Genomic DNA, 18,299 nt, shown 5'->3' on the forward strand with positions numbered 1-18,299 from the left:
GCGGCACACGGATAAGAGGAAACAACTGTGAGCGAGACCATCCGCGTACCCGACATCGGCAGTGGCGACGGCGAAGTCATCGAGCTGCTGGTGAAGGTCGGCGATACCGTCGAGGCCGAACAGAGCCTGGTGGTGCTGGAGTCCGACAAGGCCAGCATGGAGATTCCGGCCCCCAAGGCCGGCAAGATCGCCGCCCTGCACATCAAGGTCGGCGACACCCTCAAGACCGGTGATCTGCTGATCGACCTGGAAGGCGAGGACGCCGCCACCGGCAGCGAACCCGCCGCCGAGCCCAAGGCCGAGTCCAAGCAGACCCAGGTCGAGGAAAGCGAAACCCCGACGCCGGCCGGCGACGAGGACGCTTCGGCGTCCGCCGGCGAAGGCGAGTCCCAGGAAATTCACGTTCCGGACATCGGCTCCAGCGGCAAGGCCAGCATCATCGAGGTGGCGGTCAAGCCCGGCGACACCATCGCCGCCGAGCAGACGCTGATCACCCTGGAATCCGACAAGGCCAGCATGGAAATCCCCTCCCCCGCCGCCGGCGTGGTGGAGAGCGTTTCCGTCAAGGTCGGCGACGAAGTGGGCACCGGCGATCTGATCCTGGTCCTCAAGGGCGCAGCCAATGCCAAGCCGAGCAAGAGCGTCGAATCCAAGGCCGGCGACAAGCCCGCCAAGGAAGCCGCCGAACCCGAGCTGCACGAGGAAGCCGCCGCCGAGCCGGCTGGTGAATCGGTCGAGGAGATCAAGGTCCCCGACATCGGCTCCACCGGCAGTGCCAACGTCATCGAGGTGCTGGTCAAGGCCGGTGACCAGGTCAAGGCCGAGCAGTCGCTGATCGTGCTGGAGTCCGACAAGGCCAGCATGGAAATCCCGGCGCCCAAGGCGGGCGTGGTGGAAAGCGTCGCCATCAAGGTCAATGACCAGGCCAAGACCGGCGATCTGATCCTGACCCTGAAGGTGGCCGGTGCCGTGCCCAAGCAGGCGGCCAAGCCGGCTGCCGGCAACGCCGCCGCCAGCGCGCCGTCTGCCGAGAAGAAAGCCGAGGCTCCGGCCAAGGCCGCCGCTCCCGCCAGCGCACCTGCCGCCGGCAAGGGCAAGAAGGTCCATGCCGGTCCGGCCGTACGCATGGTCGCCCGCGAGTTCGGCGTCGATCTGGGCGAGGTCACCCCGACCGGTCCCAAGGGTCGCATTCTCAAGGAAGACGTCCAGACCTACGTCAAGGATCAGCTGCAGAAGAGCAAGGCGGCTCCGGCCGCGGCTGCAGGGGCCACCGGTGGCGCCGGCATCCCGCCGATTCCCACCGTGGACTTCAGCAAGTTCGGCGAGATCGAAGAGGTGCCGATGACGCGCCTCATGCAGGTCGGCGCCAACAACCTGCATCGCAGCTGGCTGAACGTGCCCCACGTCACCCAGTTCGACCAGTCCGACGTGACCGATCTGGAAGCCTTCCGGGTCGGCCAGAAAGCCGTGGCGGAAAAGGCCGGCGTCAAGCTGACCATCCTGCCGTTCCTGCTCAAGGCCTGCGCCCATGTGCTCAGGGAACTGCCGGACTTCAACGCCTCCCTGGCCCCCAGCGGCAAGGCGGTGATCCGCAAGAAGTACGTGCACATCGGCTTCGCCGTGGACACCCCGGACGGCCTGCTGGTCCCGGTCATCCGCAACGTCGACCAGAAGAGCCTCCTGCAACTCGCCGCCGAAGCCGCCCAGCTGGCGGAAAAGGCGCGGACCAAGAAGCTCAGCGGTGACGACATGCAGGGCGCCTGCTTCACCATCTCCAGCCTGGGTCACATCGGCGGTACCGGCTTCACGCCGATCGTCAATGCTCCGGAAGTGGCGATCCTCGGGGTGTCCAAGGCCAGCATGCAGCCGGTCTGGGACGGCAAGGCCTTCCAGCCGCGCCTGATGCTGCCGCTGTCGCTGTCCTACGATCACCGCGTGATCAACGGGGCTGCCGCCGCGCGCTTCACCAAGCGCCTGGGCGATCTGCTGGCGGAAATCCGTAGCCTGCTGCTGTAAGCCGCCACAGGACGGTAACGGCTTCCCGCTACCGTCTTCCGGTGTAGCGCAAGAACCCCGCTCAGGCGGGGTTTTTGCTGCCAGATCAACCGAAAGATCCAGGAAAAAGGTAGGATGGGCGCCCCGAGTGCCGCCCCTTGCATGGGCCCACCTCTATCGGGCAACCTTGACAGCCATCCCAGCGTGCTGGCGAGGCGGAAAGGAAAAAGGATTAATGATTTGTCTGTCCTTTCCGATAAACCTAGGACATCTTTCCGTCTTCACAAGGACGCGGACCCTCGCATGAGTATTCACTCCGATGCTGCCGATGCCGCGGTAGCCGATCAGGCGGGCGCGCTCAGCGCTCCCGCCCGATTGGGCTTGCTGCGCTTCGAGCGTCTGAATGAAGCCTCCTGGGCGATGCTCTATCTCGATTCCCGCTGTGAAGCCAGCCTTGGCCTGCCCGCCCAGGCGCTGTGCTCGCTCATCGATGCCCCCTATGCCAGCCTGATGGAGCCCAGCGTCCGTCATCGCCTGCACGAAGACATCCAGCTGCAACTCGCCGAGCACGGCAGCTATCAGGTGCGCTACCTGTTCCACTCCCCTACGGCCCCGTACCAGGTGGTCGAGGTGGGCGAAAGCCTGCAGCGCCATGGTCGCCCCCTGCTGCGCGGCTATCTGCTGCGGGTGATGAACGACGATGCCCTGGCCGGCGAATGGGAAGCCCACAACCTGGCCCTGCGCTCCACCCTGGCACTTCTGCAGGACAGCCAGGACCACAGCCAGCAACGGCTGGGGATGGCCCAGGCGCGGCAGACCCTGCTGCTCGAGCTGTCCCGGCTGGCCCTGCGCCAGGCACCGGTCGACGACGAACTGGTGCAACTGCTGCGTGCAGAGGGCCCGGCCGCCTTTGCCGCGGACGAACTCGGCCTGTGGCGTTACGAGGGCAATGGCCTCGTCACCCTGTGCAAGGAAGAGCGCCTGCCGACGCTGTGCAGCGACCACCGGCGCCGGTTGCGCGAGCAGGGCGTGATCGAAGACGCCAGTCAGGTGCTGCACCCGCCCCATACCGGGGGCGGAACGGCGCTGGACGTGGCGCTGCTGCATGACAATCAGCTGATCGGTCTGCTCTGCCTGCGACGGGACCGTGCGGCCACCTGGGAAGCCGAGGACGTCACCTTCGCCCGCAGCCTGGCGGAGTGCCTGGCCGCCCTCCTCCAGCAGCCGGAGCGCCTGCCCAAGGTCCCCCACCCCCTGACCCGGGTGATGGAAGCCAGCAACGATGCCTTCCTGCTGCTGGATGCCGGCGGTTGCCTGGAGCACGCCACCGACAGCTTCGCGCGGATCACCGGATACCCCATCGGCAAGCTGCAGGGCCTGCACGTCGAATCCCTGCCAGCCCTGGAAAACTGGGGCGAGCTGCTCTACGAAGCCTGGCAGCGGTTGGCGCACCAGGACAGCTGGCAAGGCGAACTGCGCTGCTATCGTCGCGACGGCGAGACCTACTGGGGCCAGCTGTCGCTGTCCAAGATCCAGCAGCCCAATGGCGACCTGCAGGGCTATCTGGGCATCTTCCAGGACACCAGCAAGACCCGCTTCGCCCAGCAGCACAACGACGAACTGGTGTTTCGCGACAGCCTCACCGGGCTGGCCAACCGCAACCACTTCATCGCCCGGCTGGAAGCGCGCCTGGAGCAGTCCAGTCCGAGCCGCGAACACTCGCTGCTACTGGTGGACGTCGACAATTTCAAGAGAGTCAACGACAGCCTCGGTCATCGCATCGGCGACCAGTTGCTGGTGGGTCTGGCCCGGCGCCTGCGCAGCGCCCTGGGCAAGGGCGCACTGATCGCCCGCATCGCCAGCAACGAATTCGCCGTGCTGCTCGAAGGCATGGACGCGGTATCCGCTGACAGCCTGGCCCGCGACACCCTGGTGGCCCTGGATCCGCCACTCTATGTGGAGGGCCACCCGACCCTGATCAGTTGCTCGATCGGCCTGACCACCGCGCGGCCGCACGAGACCGATCCGCAGACCCTGATCAAGCACGCCGGCCTCGCCCTGCACAGAGCCAAGGCCACCGGCGGCCATCAGGTCCAGGTGTTCACCGAGGCGCTGATCGCCGAGGCCAGCAACAAGCTGTTCGTGCAGAACAACCTGCGCCGTGCCCTGGAACAGAACGAACTGCTGGTGCACTACCAGCCCAAGGTCTGCCTGAAACGCGCCAAGCTACTCGGCCTGGAAGCCCTGATCCGCTGGCAGCACCCGGAAAAGGGCATGATCCGCCCGGACCAGTTCATCAGCATCGCCGAGGAAACCGGGCTCATCGTGCCCATCGGCAAATGGGTCATCCGCGAGGTCTGCCGCCAGCTGCATCGCCTCGACGCCGCCGGCTTCGACGATCTGCAGATCGCCATCAACCTGTCGCCCAAGCAATTCACCGATCCCGACTTGGTGCAGTCCTTTGTCACCATCCTCGACGAGGAGGGCATCGCGCCCAAGCGTCTGGAGCTGGAACTGACCGAAAGCCTCTTGCTGGATGCCACCGACGCCACCCGCAACACCCTCGAAGCCCTCAAGCGCCTGGGCATGAGCCTGGCGATGGATGACTTCGGCACCGGTTATTCGTCGCTCAGCTACTTGAAAAAATTCCCCATCGACGTCATCAAGATCGACAGGAGTTTCATCAAGGACATCCCGGACAACCAGGACGACATGGAAATCACCTCCGCGGTGATCGCCATGGCCCACAACCTGCGGCTGCAGGTGGTTGCCGAGGGCATCGAGACGACCGAACAGCTGGCTTTCCTGCGCCACCATCGCTGCGATATCGGCCAGGGCTATCTGTTCGACAAGCCCATCCCGGCCGACCAGCTCGACGCCGCCCTGGCGCGTTACCTGCCGACGCGCTGACCCGCCGCGCGGACTCGACCCCGCTGCTGCGATTTTGCGTACACTGAGCTTTTCGCCTGGCCCTTTCCCTCGAGGTATCCCATGGTCCTGCGTTCCGAAATCCTGACCAAGAAGACTCATCTGCCCGCCGCCGAGCAGGCGCTGCCCGGCCGCGAGACGGCCATGGCCGTGCCCGCGGCCCACTATGTCAACGGCAATCCGTTGCAAGGCCCCTTCCCTACCGGTCTGCAGAGTCTGGTGGTGGGCATGGGCTGCTTCTGGGGCGTCGAGCGGCGCTTCTGGCAACAGCCAGGCGTCTGGACCACGGCGGCGGGCTATGCCGGCGGCCATACCCCCAATCCGACCTACGAAGAGGTGTGCTCGGGCCTGACCGGTCATACCGAGGTGGTGCTGGTGGTGTTCGATCCGGCCCAGACCTCGCTGGAGGCGCTGCTGAAGATCTTCTGGGAAGCCCACGATCCGACCCAGGGCATGCGCCAGGGCAACGACGTCGGCACCCAGTATCGCTCGGCGCTGTATTACACCGACGACAGTCAGCGGGAAGCCTTCGAAGCCAGTCAGGCCGCCTTCCAGGCGCAACTGGCCGAGGCCGGTTATGGCGAGATCACCACCGAGATCGCCCCGCTGCCGCCCTTCTACTACGCCGAGGCCTATCACCAGCAGTACCTGGCCAAGAATCCCAACGGCTATTGCGGCCTGGCCGGTACCGGCGTCTGCCTGCCGCCCAGCCTGGCGGTCTGATCCCGAGCCGCCTCAACCCCAATCCGTAGGTTGGGTTGAGCGCAGCGAAGCCCAACAGCCCCAGGCTCGACTCCGCTCTGTTGGGCTTCGGCGGTAGAGCTGCCTCAACCCAACCTACGCCAACGTTGCTCGTAGGTTGGGTTGAGCGCAGCGAAGCCCAACGCTGCCCAGGCTCGATTCCGCCCTGTTGGGCTTCGGCGATGAGGCGGCCTCAACCCAACCTACGCCAAACCATCCCGTAGGTTGGGTTGAGCGCAGCGAAGCCCAACGTTGCCCGGGCGCGATTCCGCCCTGTTGGGCTTCGGCGATGGAGCCGCCTCAACCCAACCTACGCCACGCTGCTCTCGTAGGTTGGGTTGAGCGCAGCGAAGCCCAACGGCGCCGGGCTTCGCTATTCCGCGATCAGCCAGTCCAGCCGCCAGCTGCCTTCGCCCTGGGCCAGGTGCTCGGCCAGCCAGGGCAGCAAGTCACGCAATTCTTCTTCCAGGCCCCACGGCGGATTGACGATGGCCAACCCCGAGCCATTGAGCCGGGTGGGATCCTCTGCCGCACGGATCAGCAACTCGACGTTGAGCAGCTTGGGCGCGCCGCTGGCCTGCAGACCGGCATGAAAGCGTCTGAGCTGGCGGCGATCCTTGATCGGATACCAGAGCATGATCACCGTCTGGCGCATCCGGCCGATGGCCTCCGCGACCGCCTTGACGCAACGCTCCAGCTCGTCGGCCTTCTCGAAGGGCGGATCGATCAGCAGCAAGGCCCGGCGCTCGGGGACCGGCAGCAGCGCCCGCGGCAACAGCCAGCCATCCTTCTGATGCACCGCGACCCGGCGATCACGGGCCATGTTTTCCTTGAGCAGGCGACCATCCTCCGGATGCAGCTCGTTGAGCAGCAGGCGATCCTGGGGACGCAGGGCCTGGCGCATCAGTTCTGGCGAGCCGGGGTAGTAGCGCAGCGCGCCGTCGGGATTGAGCGCCGCCACCGCCTCGCGATAGCCGACAAAGGCCGCCGGCGCGGACTCCAGGGCCCACAGCCGTCCGATGCCTTCGCGCCATTCGTCGGTACGACTGGCCTGATCGCCGGCCAGGTCATAGCGACCGACGCCGGAATGGCTGTCCAGATAGGCGAAGGGCGTCTCCTTGCGTGCCAGCAGCGCGGCCAGGCGCAACAGGGTGGCGTGCTTGAAGACATCGGCGTGATTGCCGGCGTGGAAGGCGTGTCGGTAATTCATGGGATACTCCAGCGTCAGCCCTACAGTGTACCGTCTTCCTCGGGCGCCAGCGGCGTCGCGCTTTGACACCCCGGCCACCCAGCGGGTTAAATCCCCTGGTTCTTCAATTCTTTACCCCAGGAGTCACGCTTGGACGCTGTCACCATCAACAGCTTGTTCTTGATCGGTGCGGTGCTGATCGGCCTGTCGATTCTGGTCAGCTCGATTTCCTCGCGGGTCGGCATCCCGATTCTGGTGATCTTCCTGGTGGTCGGCATGTTCGCCGGCATCGACGGTCCCGGTCACATCGCCTTCGACAACTATCCGATGGCCTACCTGGTGGGTAACCTGGCGCTGGCGGTGATCCTGCTCGACGGCGGCATGCGCACCCGGGTGTCGAGTTTCCGGGTAGCGCTCTGGCCGGCGCTGTCGCTCGCCACCGTGGGGGTGATGATCACCACCGGCCTGACCGGGGTCGCCGCCGCCTGGCTGTTCGATCTCAGCCTGCTGCAGGGCTTGCTGATCGGCGCCATCGTTGGCTCCACCGATGCCGCGGCGGTGTTTTCCCTGCTCGGCGGTCGCGGCCTCAACGAACGGGTCACCGCGACCCTGGAAATCGAATCCGGCAGCAACGACCCCATGGCGGTGTTTCTCACCGTCACCCTGATCGAGATGCTCGCCAGTGGCCAGAGTGGCTTCAGCTGGAGTCTGCTCGGCCATTTCGTCAGCGAATTCGCCATCGGCGGGGTGATCGGCCTGGGCGGTGGCTGGCTGCTACTGCAGCTGATCAACCGCATCCACCTCGCCGACGGCCTCTATCCGCTGCTGGCGATCAGCGGTGGCCTGCTGATCTTCGCCCTGACCAATACCGCCCATGGCAGTGGCATCCTCGCGGTCTACCTGGCCGGTCTGCTGATGGGCAATCTGCCGATCCGCAGCCGCCACGGCATGCTGCACATGCTCGACGGCATGGCCTGGCTGGCGCAGATCGGCATGTTCCTGGTGCTGGGCCTGCTGGTGGAGCCGCACAACCTGCTGCCCATCGCCCTGCCCGCCCTCGGCCTGGCGCTGTGGATGATCCTGGTCGCCCGCCCGCTGTCGGTGGCCATCGGCCTGCTGCCCTTCCGCGCCTTCCACGATCGCGAAAAGGCCTTTATCGCCTGGGTCGGGCTGCGCGGCGCGGTCCCCATCATCCTGGCGGTGTTCCCGATGATGGCCGGGCTGCCCCAGGCCCAGCTGTTCTTCAACGTGGCCTTCTTCATCGTGCTGGTGTCGCTACTGGTGCAGGGCTCCAGCCTGCCGCTGGCGGCCAAGCTGCTCAAGGTGACGGTGCCACCGGAGCCGGCGCCCTTCTCCCGTGCCGGTCTGCAGGTCCATCCGACCAGCGAATGGGAGCTGTTCATCTATCGCCTCGGCGCCGAAAAATGGTGCATCGGCGCCGCCCTGCGCGAGCTGAAGATGCCCGAGGGTACCCGTATCGCCGCGCTGTTCCGCGGCGAGACCCTGCTGCACCCCTCCGGCAGTACCACCCTGGAAGCCGGGGACATCCTCTGCGTGGTCGGCCATGAACACGATCTGCCAGCCCTGGGCCGGCTGTTCAGCCAGGCGCCGCAGCAGACCCAGAGATTCTTCGGCGACTTCGTCCTGGAAGCCGACGCCGAACTCAGCGCCGTGGCCGCGCTGTACGGCCTGCAACTGGGCGAGGTGGACGGCAACCAGCGCCTCGGCGCCTTCATCACCCACGAGATCGGCGGCGAACCCATCGTGGGCGACCTGGTGGAATGGAACGGCCTGGTCTGGATCGTCGCGGCCATCGAGAACAAACGCGTGCGCAAGGTCGGCGTGAAGTTTCCCGAAGGCCGCAGCAGCGGGCCCGCACTCTTTCTTTAACCGTGGATGAACAGGGTTCGCGCCCTGGAAAGCGCTATCTTGCGCCCTTGGCAGCGCCGCTTTAACCTCGCGCCTTTCCACTGCCCGACGCCCGCCGCATGCAACGCCTGTCCGCTCTGCTTCGCGCCGCCGCTCTCTGCGGTTGCCTGTTCACCCTTCCCGCCGTGGCTCAGGACTCCGGGCCGCCGGATGCCCAGCAGGTGCAGCAGAATCTGACCCAGTTGGCCGATCGCAAGCTGCCCGCCCCCGAGCAGAGCGCCGCCCAGGACAGTCTGCAGCAGACCCTGAAGCTGCTCGACCAGCGTGACCAGTACGTCAAGCAGCTGGCCGATCTGCGCCAGCAACTGGCCCAGGCGCCGCAACAGACCAAGGACGCCCAGCGGCAACTGGCGCGGCTGCGCGCCGAGCCCATCAAACCGGCCCAACAGCGCTATGCCGGCGCCACCCCCCAGGCGCTGGAGCAGCGCCTGAGCGAGACCAGCCTGGCGCTCAACAGCGTGCAGGACGACCTCAATGCGGCCAACAGTCTGGTGATCAATGCCCAGACCCGCCCCGAACGCGCCCAGGTGGACATCGCCAATCTGCAGACGCGCCTGCAGCAGATCGCCGATCTGCTCAAGAACGGGCGCGAGAACGCCAAGCCGCTCACCGCCGAGCGACGCGGTCAATTGCTGGCGGAACAGGCGGCCGCCAATGCGCAGATCCAGCTGCTGCGCCAGGAACTGGGCGGCAACAGCGTGCTGCAGGATCTGGGGGCCATCCGCCGCGAACTCTTCACCGAGCAGGTCAAGCGCTACGAGCAGGAGACCCTGGACCTGCAGACGCTGATCAGCGGCAAGCGCCGTCAGCAATCGGAAAAGACCCTGGCCGAAGCCTCTCGCGAATCGGAAAAGACCGCCGGGGACGATGTGCTGTCCCAGGAGACCGGACTCAATCTGCAGCTGTCGGACTACCTGCTGCGCGCCACGGATCGCCTCAACGACCTCAATCGCCGCAATCTCGAGTCGCGTCAGCAGCTGGATCAGCTCAAGCAGACCACCGAAAACATGGAACAGCAGATCGGCGTGCTCAAGGGCAGCGTGCTGCTGTCCAAGCTGCTCTATCAGCAGCGGGCGGCGCTGCCCTCGGTCAAGGTCAACAAGGACCTCACCGACGACATCGCCGATCTGCGCCTCTATCAGTTCGAGCTCAATCAGCAGCGCGCCCAGATCGCCAATCCGGAAGGCTACGTCGACACCCTGCTGGCCCAGCAGCCGCCGGAAAAGGCCACCCCGCAGCTGCGTCAGCAACTGCTCGATCTGCTCAAGACTCGTAGCGAACTGCAGGAGCGCCTCAACACCGAACTCAATGCCCTGCTCAGCGAATCCATCGACCTGCAGCTCAACCAGAACCAGCTGCGCAGCACCATCACCAGCCTGCGCGGCACCCTCGACGAGCAGATGTTCTGGATTCCCAGCAACAAGCCGCTGGACTGGAACTGGGTCAAGACCGCGCCGCGCAAGCTGCTGCAGCAGCTGCGCGACGTGCCCTGGGGCTCCAGCCTGCATGAACTCTATGTCGGCCTGGCCGAGCGACCGCTGCTGCTGCTGCCGCTGGTGCTGGCCTTCGCCACCCTGATCTGGCAGCGCCCGCGCCTCTATGGACGGGTCAGCAAGCTCAACCAGGACATCGGCCACTATCAGCGCGACAGCCAGTTGCATACGCCCCAGGCGATCCTGCTCACCATCCTGCTGGGCCTGCCGGCGAGCCTGGTGCTGTGGCTGGGCGGCGTGGCCCTGGAGGGTGACGAACGCGGGGTCAACGCCGCCATCGGCGCGGCGCTGCTGGAAATCGCCGCCGGCTGGCTGGTGTTCTACACGGTGTATCGCCTGCTGGCCTCCGGCGGCGTGGCCGAGACCCACTTCCGCTGGGCCCGGCCCCAGGCGCAGTCGCTGCGCCGGCTGGTCAGACGGGTGGGGCTGCTGGCCCTGGCGCTGATGGCGGTGGTGGCCATCGCCGAGCGCCAGCTCGCCGGCCTCGCCGACGACGTCCTCGGCATCCTCATCGTCCTGGTCGCCTATGCCAGCCTCGCCTGGATGCTCGGTCGCTCCCTGCTCAATGCCACCGCCCGCGAGCGGCTGCCGTTCTTTCGCCTGCTGCTCGGCCTGATGATCACCGCCATTCCGGCCGTGCTGTTCTTCGCCGTGCTCTTTGGCTACTACTACACCGCGCTCAAGCTCACCGATCGCCTGGTGGACACCCTCTATGTACTGATGGCCTGGATCATCCTCGAAGCCACCCTGGCCCGTGGCCTGAGCGTGGCCGCACGGCGCCTGGCCTACCAGCGCGCCATCCAGAAGCGCCAGGCGCAGCAGGAAGACGCCGAGGGCGTCGAGGTGGTGCAGGAGCCGACCCTGGACATGGAACAGGTCAACCAGCAGTCCTCGCGGCTGTTGCGCCTGACCCTGCTGCTGGCCTTCCTCGGCGTGCTCTACCTGGTCTGGGCCGACGTGGTGGCGGTGTTCTCCTACCTGGACAACGTCACCCTCTACCAGTACACCAGCGGTACCGGCGCCGCCGCCACCCAGGTCCCCCTGACGCTGCGGGTGTTCATCATCGCCCTGGTGATCGCCGGCCTCACCGTCGCCCTGGCGCGCAACCTGCCTGGCCTGCTGGAGGTGCTGGTGCTGTCACGCCTGAATCTGGCCCAGGGCAGCGCCTACGCCACCACCACCCTGCTGTCCTACGTCATCGTCGGCTTCGGCACCGTGACCACCCTGGCGACGCTGGGGGTGAGCTGGGACAAGCTGCAGTGGCTGGCCACCGCCCTCTCGGTCGGTCTGGGTTTCGGTCTGCAGGAGATCTTCGGTAACTTCATCTCCGGTCTGATCATCCTCTTCGAGCGCCCGGTGCGCGTCGGCGATCTCATCACCATCGGCAACGTGACCGGCACGGTAAACAAGATCCGCATCCGTGCCACCCATATCACCGACGCCGACCGCAAGTCGGTGGTGGTGCCGAACAAGACCTTCGTCACCAGCCAGCTGATCAACTGGACGCTGACCGACACCGTCACCCGTATCGTGCTGACCTTCGGCGTCAATCGCGGCAGCGACCTGGCCCAGGCGCAACAGCTGATCATGCAGGCGGTGAAGGAGAATGCGCGAGTCCTGCACGATCCCGAACCCTCGCTGTTCGTCACCCACTATGGCGCCACCACCCTCGATCACGAACTGCGCATCTATGTCCGGGAACTGGGCGATCGCAGCGCCGCCACCGACGAGCTGATTCGCCGGGTCGACCAACTGCTGCGCGAGGCCGGCATCAACCTGCTGTCCACGCCGCAGATGGAAATCACCCTGAAGAATCGACACGGAGCGGAGAAACAACTGGGTAAAAAGCCTCTCCTATCTGAAGGGGATGCCCAGCAGGAGGCCGAGGATCCCAAGCCATCCAAGGCCTGACGGCCCCCAAGAGCCTGTCCACAATCTGCTGCGCGTCGGCCAAACTGCGTTGAAAATGGCTTCGGAATGCTCATTTACCACTCGTAAACTCCGCTTCCTCCGCCATTTTCGCCTTATTTGGCTCTAGCTCGCGAGATTGTGAACAGGCTCTACAGCCCCTGGGATACCCATGAAACAGCTGCTCGACCTGACCTTCGACAACAGATTCGCCCGCCTGGGCGATGACTTCTCCACCCATATCGACCCTCGGCCGCTGGACGATCCGCGGCTGGTGGTTGCCTCGCCCGCGGCGATGGCGCTGCTGGACCTGGACCCGGCAGTGGCCGAGACGCCCGAATTCACCCAGGTGTTCGCCGGGGCCCAGCTCTGGGACAGCGCCGAGCCCCGGGCCATGGTCTATTCCGGTCATCAGTTCGGCTCCTACAACCCACGCCTCGGCGATGGCCGCGGCCTGCTGCTGGGCGAGGCGGTCAACGACCGCGGCGAGCACTGGGACCTGCACCTCAAGGGTGCCGGTCTCACGCCCTTCTCGCGCATGGGCGACGGCCGCGCCGTGCTGCGGTCTTCCATCCGCGAATTCCTCGCTTCCGAGGCCCTGCACGCCCTGGGTATCCCGACCACCCGCGCCCTGTGCGTGATCGGCTCCGCCACCCAGGTGGTGCGCGAGCGGCTGGAAACCGGTGCCACCCTGCTGCGCATGGCCCCCAGCCATGTGCGCTTCGGCCATTTCGAATACTTCTACTACACCCGCCAGCATCAGCTGCTGGAGCAGCTGGGCGAGCATGTGCTGGCCGCGCACTTCCCCGAATTGCTGACGACGCCCGAGCCCTGGGCCGCGCTGTTCCGCGAGGTGGTGGAGCGCAACGCCCGGCTGATCGCCCACTGGCAGGCCTATGGCTTCTGCCACGGAGTGATGAACACCGACAATTTCTCGATCCTGGGTCTCACCTTCGATTTCGGCCCCTTCGCCTTTCTCGACGACTTCGACGCCCAGTTCATCTGCAACCATTCCGATCACACCGGGCGCTACTCCTACAGCAACCAGGTGCCCATCGCCCACTGGAACCTGGCGGCCCTGGCCCAGGCGCTGACGCCCAAGGTGGCGGTGGAGACGCTGCAGGAGAGCATCGCCCTCTTCCTGCCGCTGTACCAGGCACACTATCTCGACCTGATGCGCCGTCGGCTGGGTCTGCAGGACGCGCGTGAAGAAGACCAGGAGCTGGTCGAGCGCCTGCTGGCCCTGATGCAGCAGGGCGGCGTGGACTATCACCTGTTCTTCCGCCACCTGGGCGAAGACGAACCCGCCGCGGCGCTGGCCCGGGTGCGCGAGGACTTCATCGACCTGCGCGGCTTCGACGCCTGGAGCCAGGCCTATCGCGCGCGCCTGGAGGCCGAAGGCGGTACGGCAGCCGACCGCACCGCACGCATGAATGCGGTCAATCCGCTGTATGTACTGCGCAATTACCTGGCCCAGCAGGCCATCGAGCAGGCCGAAGCGGGCGACTACCGCGAGGTGCGCCTGCTGCACGAGCTGCTGTCACGCCCCTTCGAGGCTCAGCCGGGACGCGAACGCTTCGCCCAGCGGCCGCCGGACTGGGGCAAGCACCTGGAGATCAGCTGCTCGTCCTGAAACCAAGCGTCGGCACTCAGAGGCTGTTCAAAGTCTCGCGAGCTAGAGCCAAACAAGGCCTAGGCGGCCCCACGAAAAGACCTGAAGAAGCGGACCGGGCTCGCGAACGCGTTTACGAATAGCAAATGAGCATTCTGAAGGGCTTTTCAACGCCGTCTGGCCGACGCGCAGCAGACTTTGCTTAGGCTCAGGCGCCGTTGACCTGGAAGACGTGCCGCAGATAGTGCAGGAAGTCCGGCTCGCCGCCCTGGGCCTTGCCTGGGGCGTCGGAGATCTTGGCCACCGGCTGGCCGTTGCAGCGACTCATCTTGAGCACCATGTTCATCGGCTGCACCCCGGGGATGTCGCAGGTGAAATGGGTACCGATGCCAAAGCTCACGTTGATCCGCTCGCGCAGGGCACGAAACAGCGCCAGGGCCTTTTCCAGGTTGAGCGAGTCGGAGAACACCAGGGTCTTGGTCAGGGGATCTATGCCCAGTTGCTGGTAGTGGGCGATGGCCTTTTCCGCCCACTGCAGGGGATCGCCGCTGTCATGCCGCAGGCCGTCGAACAGCTTGGCGAAGTAGAGATCGAAATCCCGCAGGAAGGCATCCATGGTGATGGTGTCGGTCAGGGCGATACCGAGCTGACCGCGATACTCGCGCACCCAGCAGTCGAGGGCGGAGATCTGGCTGTCGATCAGGCGCGGCCCCAGTTGCTGGTGCGCCATCAGCCACTCGTGGGCCATGGTACCCAGGGGCGCGACGTCCAGCTTCCACGCCAGGTGCACGTTGCTGGTGCCGACGAAGCGACCGGGGAAGTCGTCCCTCAGGCTGCGCACCACCATCTCCTGCACCCCATAGGAGAAGCGCCGCCGGGTGCCGAAGTCGGCCATCTTGAATTCGGCCAGTTCATCGGCGCCCGCCTCTCGTGCCAGCCAGTCGAACTTGCGATAGAGCTGATCCCGCGCCACCTGCAGCGGCAGATCGGCATGGCGCTGGCGATTGCGCACCTCGCTGATCAACGCCAGGATCGGCACCTCGAAGAGAATCAGGTGCAGCCAGGGACCTTTCAGGGTCAGGGTGAAGCGCCCCTCTTCCTCGCCCAGGAACACATAGGAGGGATTGAAGCGAAACAGCCGCAGGAAGCGGATGAAGTCCGGGGTGATGAAGGGGATGCGCTCGAGAAAGGCCAGCTGACCGTCGCTGATGGCGACATCGGCAAGGGCATCGATCTCGGCCTGGATGGCCGCGTGATAGGGCCGCAGGTCTTCGTCGTTGCGGCAGCGAAAGGCCCACTCGACTTCCGCATTGGGATAGTTGTGCAGGACGGCCTGCATCATGGTGAGCTTGTAGAAGTCGGTGTCCAGCAGGCTTTGCACGGCCTGCTCGGAAAAACTATCGGCCATCATCGGCGGGGGCTCGGCAGCTAGAAGTCAGACGACAGGATGCCCAACTTGCCGAGGAAGCGAAAGGCGCTTGACCGCCCGAGGGCCTAGCGGTTGTGGGTCTGGGTCATGCCGAAGAGGAACAGCAGCAGGTCCTGACTACCGGTGCTGGAGGTGGTCAGGCTGCGAGCCACCGGCGTCTGGCAATACTCGAGGCCTTCACTGCCGACCACTACTGCCGCCGGCCGCAGCCAGCTCGCATAGGCCAACGTGGTGACCCCACAGAAAGCCACGATCAGCAAACCTCGAGTAATTTGTGGAGTCATGGTTCTAACCCTCTGATCTTCCGTCCCAACGCCTGTTGGTAAACGTAGAGGAGAGTTCGCCATTGCGCAGCGTTCCACGACGAATGGCGGCGTAATTGCAGCATATCCCGACGGGCGGCCGTGTCTATGCCGATCCGCTGGCGACATTTCTCCAGATCGAGCAGGGCGACGGAGAATTCCTTGCCCCGAGGGCCGACTCGCTCGGCGACGAAGATGTGCTTGGGATAGAGGCAGCCATGCTGCCAGCGGTGCCGATGCATGCGCGCCAGCACCTCGCCGAGGGTGGTCAGGAAACGCTCGTGCTCGGCTTCGCTGAGAGACTGGCCGCCACCTTCGGCGTACCACTGATCAAGGTCCTGATAGCCTTCCAGGGCGGCGCTCACCAGGAGCGCGCGCCAGCCGCCTTGGGCATGCCGGGCATCGCAGAACAGCAGTTCGGGAACCTGAATGCCCAGGTCGCGAAAGGCGATCAGCGCATCGCGCTCGCGCAGGGCGGTGGGACGCCCCAGGGGATGACGCAGGCTGCGATAGAGATGGCCGACCTGACGCTTGACGTAGGCCAGGGTACCGTCGGGCAGCTGCAGGCGCTGAACACCGCTTTCGCCACCGCGGCGGACGTTGGGGGCTTCCACCCAATCACCCGCGGTGTTCCACCAGCGATCGAAACGCTCTTCGCCTCGCGTTACGGCTCCCATCAGCTGCCTCTCTTATTCTGAATAGCTTCAATTGGCCTTGCGCAGGACATAGACCCGCCACATGGCATAGCCCGGCAGGAAATCCAGGGCGCGGTCGACGACGAAGCCGGCCTGGGCGACCTCCGCCTCGAATTGGCTGCGCTCGACGATGAATCTGTTCTGATAGCCGCCACGGTCGCGGCCCTGGGCCTTGCGGCGGCGTTCCAGTCCCTGACGCCGCCAGGCCTTGAAGTTACCGTCCACCCACAGCGACAGGATGACGCTGTCGCGGGTCACCCGGTGGAACTCCCGCAGCAGTGCCAGTCGGTCCGCCGATTCGCCCACGTGGTGAAACAAGCGCATACAGAAAATGCAATCTACAGAATTGTCGGACAGGTCGATAGCGAAAGCCGACGTCTGTAGGGTCTTCACCCGCGCCACGACGTCCGCGGGCTGCTGTTCACGGGCGGTGGCCAGCATGTTTTCCGAATAATCGGCACCGATGATCAGGCGATTGCGCTTTTCCGCCAGCAACGGCCAGAAGCGCCCTGCCCCACTGGGCAGATCCAGCACCAGATTAGGCTGGCCGGCGATGCTCAGGGCCTGTCGCGCCAGCTGCTGGTCGCGCCAGTTGGACAGACGCCGGGCCAGACCGTCCTGATGCTTCAGGTAATACTGGCGGGCGTGGTCGGCGTCGTACTTTTGCGAAAAGGGCAGGTCGATGGGCGCTTTCACGGAGGCGGCTCCTGAGGGAGTGGAGAAGTGCCGCCACCCTACCGGGGCCCCTGTCAAACCCCGGTCAAGCCTTTGTGAAATTTCTGTAACCTCAGTCCGCTAGTCTGTCGCTGCCAAGCGCTATCTCGAAGCGGCAACCTCCCGCAGCGCTGTCCCCCAGGGTCACGTGCCAGCCCTGTAGCTGGCAGATCCTGCGTACCAGCGACAGGCCCAGTCCGAGGCCCTCGCCGCGTCCCTCGGCGCCCCGCACGAAGGGCTGGAACATTGCCTCGCGCTGCTCCTCGGGGATGCCGACGCCGCTGTCTTCCACCGCGAAGCCTGCCGTACCGACGTGCAGGCCGATGTAACCCCGCTCGGTGTAATGCAGCGCATTGCGCAACAGATTGCTCATCACCGAGCGCAGAAAGGGCTCGTGCCAGAGCGTCCGATCAGCCCCCGGCGCCACGCTCAGCCGCCACTGCAGGCCCTTGGCTTCCACCGCCGCCTGCCACTCCTGGGTCTGCCGCCGCGCCACGTCGGCCAGGGTGGCCCGCGGGGCCTGGGTGTCGTTGTCGCCCTGGTTGCGGGCCAGGGCCAGAAAGGTCTGCACCAGCTCCTGCATCTCCCGCGCGGCACGGGTCATCCGTTCCAGCGGACCCTTCGCCCGCGCTGGCAGATCCGGCGTGGCCTCGAGCAATTCGCAGGAGGAGTTGATCACCATCAGCGGAGTACGCAACTCGTGGCTGACGTCGCTGGTGAACAGCCGCTCCCGCGCCAGGGCAGCACGCAGGCGCTCAAGGGCATCGTCGAAGGCCCCGGCCAGCTCGCCGACCTCGTCCTTGGCGTAGTCCGGCGCCAGGGGCGGGGTTACATCGAGCAGCTGGTCACGCCGGCGCACCTGACGCGCCAGCCGTACCACCGGGGCGATCACCCGCCGCGCCAGGGCCCAGCCCAGCAGCCAGGCCAGGGCCACGCTGATCAGGAAGCCGACCAGCACCACCTTGTAGAGCAGGCGTTCGCGCGCCTCGAAATCGCTCTGGTTCTGCAGCAGGACGAAGTGGTTGCCCTCCAGCTCGGCCACATAGGCATAGAAGTACTGCTGGTCCTCTTCCACCTCACTGAAGCCGGCCGGCAGCTCGCGCAGGTGCGCCGGCAGCTGCGCCACCTCGGCGAGGGGCACGAAATACAGGCGCATGTCCGGGTCCAGCACCGGCTGGCCGCCGCGCTTCATGTCGCGCTGCACCATGCGCTCCAGCTCATTGTGCAGATCGGTGGAGATCAGGCGTTCCTCGACCGTGTGCACCGCGGCGACGATCCCCAGGGCAAAGACGCCACCCACCAGAAAGGTCATCAGCACGAAGGCGATGACGATCCGCCGCGACAGGCTCAGGTGATATTCCATG

Annotated in this window: 12 protein-coding genes; 6 read left to right on the plus strand and 6 right to left on the minus strand. The window is 65.7% G+C overall.

All coding sequences use genetic code 11. The annotated features are described in order from the left end of the window. Window positions 1-27: 27 nt before the first annotated feature. The 3 genes from aceF to msrA all read left to right on the plus strand — a co-directional run bounded on the left by aceF (window position 28) and on the right by msrA (window position 5,646). Window positions 28-2,016: a dihydrolipoyllysine-residue acetyltransferase gene (gene aceF / locus PVZ77_RS03500; RefSeq protein WP_273809806.1), complete on the plus strand. Its 1,989-nt coding sequence runs from the start codon at window positions 28-30 to the stop codon at window positions 2,014-2,016. A 282-nt stretch (window positions 2,017-2,298) separates the two neighbouring features. Continuing rightward, complete coding sequence (locus PVZ77_RS03505; RefSeq protein WP_273809807.1) at window positions 2,299-4,905, plus strand: putative bifunctional diguanylate cyclase/phosphodiesterase; 2,607 nt, start codon at window positions 2,299-2,301, stop codon at window positions 4,903-4,905. Window positions 4,906-4,986: 81 nt separating this feature from the next. After that, window positions 4,987-5,646 carry a peptide-methionine (S)-S-oxide reductase MsrA gene (gene msrA, locus PVZ77_RS03510; protein ID WP_158889466.1) on the plus strand — a complete coding sequence of 220 codons (660 nt, stop codon included), beginning with the start codon at window positions 4,987-4,989 and terminating at the stop codon, window positions 5,644-5,646. A gap of 391 nt (window positions 5,647-6,037) precedes the next feature. On the opposite strand, the gene PVZ77_RS03515 is transcribed toward msrA, so the two are convergent. After that, window positions 6,038-6,874: a 23S rRNA (adenine(2030)-N(6))-methyltransferase RlmJ gene (locus PVZ77_RS03515; protein ID WP_273809811.1), complete on the minus strand. Its 837-nt coding sequence runs from the start codon at window positions 6,872-6,874 to the stop codon at window positions 6,038-6,040. A 129-nt stretch (window positions 6,875-7,003) separates the two neighbouring features. Here PVZ77_RS03515 and PVZ77_RS03520 point away from each other — a divergent pair, with 129 nt between their 5' ends. The 3 genes from PVZ77_RS03520 to selO all read left to right on the plus strand — a co-directional run bounded on the left by PVZ77_RS03520 (window position 7,004) and on the right by selO (window position 13,816). After that, entirely contained in the window at window positions 7,004-8,743 is a 1,740-nt protein-coding gene (locus tag PVZ77_RS03520; protein ID WP_273809812.1) for a potassium/proton antiporter, read from the plus strand. Window positions 8,744-8,841: 98 nt separating this feature from the next. Then, on the plus strand, window positions 8,842-12,186 hold the full coding sequence (gene mscK, locus PVZ77_RS03525; protein WP_273809814.1) for a mechanosensitive channel MscK: 3,345 nt from the start codon (window positions 8,842-8,844) through the stop codon (window positions 12,184-12,186). Between the two features lie 169 nt (window positions 12,187-12,355). Next, complete coding sequence (gene selO, locus PVZ77_RS03530) at window positions 12,356-13,816, plus strand: protein adenylyltransferase SelO (RefSeq protein ID WP_273809816.1); 1,461 nt, start codon at window positions 12,356-12,358, stop codon at window positions 13,814-13,816. Between the two features lie 187 nt (window positions 13,817-14,003). On the opposite strand, the gene pncB is transcribed toward selO, so the two are convergent. From pncB to PVZ77_RS03555, 5 genes are all read right to left on the minus strand, one after another. Continuing rightward, window positions 14,004-15,206: a nicotinate phosphoribosyltransferase gene (gene pncB, locus PVZ77_RS03535; RefSeq protein WP_273809818.1), complete on the minus strand. Its 1,203-nt coding sequence runs from the start codon at window positions 15,204-15,206 to the stop codon at window positions 14,004-14,006. A gap of 83 nt (window positions 15,207-15,289) precedes the next feature. After that, window positions 15,290-15,508 (minus strand): hypothetical protein, encoded by a 219-nt coding sequence (locus PVZ77_RS03540; RefSeq protein ID WP_273809819.1) that lies wholly within the window; start codon window positions 15,506-15,508, stop codon window positions 15,290-15,292. Continuing rightward, entirely contained in the window at window positions 15,505-16,203 is a 699-nt protein-coding gene (locus PVZ77_RS03545; protein WP_273809821.1) for a lipopolysaccharide kinase InaA family protein, read from the minus strand. The genes PVZ77_RS03540 and PVZ77_RS03545 overlap by 4 nt, the downstream gene beginning before the upstream one ends. Before the next feature lie 27 nt (window positions 16,204-16,230). Then, the gene (locus PVZ77_RS03550; RefSeq protein WP_273809823.1) at window positions 16,231-16,917 is read right to left on the minus strand and encodes a class I SAM-dependent methyltransferase; all 687 of its coding nucleotides are present in this window, start codon (window positions 16,915-16,917) and stop codon (window positions 16,231-16,233) included. Window positions 16,918-17,008: 91 nt separating this feature from the next. Further along, window positions 17,009-18,298, minus strand: coding sequence for a sensor histidine kinase (locus PVZ77_RS03555; protein ID WP_273809825.1), 1,290 nt, complete (start codon window positions 18,296-18,298; stop codon window positions 17,009-17,011). Between the last annotated feature and the right edge of the window lies 1 nt (window position 18,299).

Source organism: Pseudomonas sp. SHLD1 (genome assembly GCF_028640935.1).
Taxonomy (GTDB): domain Bacteria; phylum Pseudomonadota; class Gammaproteobacteria; order Pseudomonadales; family Pseudomonadaceae; genus Chryseomonas; species Chryseomonas aestiva.